We start from the raw sequence: 478 nt of genomic DNA on the forward strand, positions 1-478 counted from the left end.
GCCGCCGTCGTCGACGCGCTCTGCGGTACAGCCGGCGAGCGCGACGGCCCCGGCCGTCCCCGCCGCGGTCAGGAAGCGTCGTCGGGTGCGTGGCCGGGCCGATCGCCGCCGCGTCTCGCTCTCGTCGGTAGTCATCACTCGGTTGTTGTACTCGGTGGTTACATAAGCGATCCGTGTCGGCGGCGACACGAATTTCCCCGTCGCGCCCGTCGAATTCGTATGGGAGAGGCACCGAGGAACGGCTCCGGAGAGCCTCCGGCGCGGTTCGGGCCGACCACCCGACGGCGGCTGATCGCCGGCGGGGCGGCGGTCGGCGCCGGCGGCCTCGCCGGCTGTCTCGGCGGCCGCGACGGCCCGGTCCCGGCCCCCGAGGTGACGAGCGACCGCATCGAGGACTGGCGGCGGATAGACGAGTCCGAGCGCACGGCCTTCGAGCAGTCGTACGGCCCGGTCACGGTCCGAGCGCTCGAACGAACGC

General features: G+C 73.4%; 1 pseudogene. It reads left to right on the forward strand.

The features are described from left to right. Positions 1–219: 219 nt before the first annotated feature. Positions 220–478: pseudogene (locus tag D3D02_RS19340) on the forward strand (hypothetical protein); the annotation flags it as partial.

The organism is Halobellus sp. Atlit-38R (assembly GCF_003665925.1).
Lineage (GTDB): Archaea > Halobacteriota > Halobacteria > Halobacteriales > Haloferacaceae > Haloquadratum > Haloquadratum inordinatus.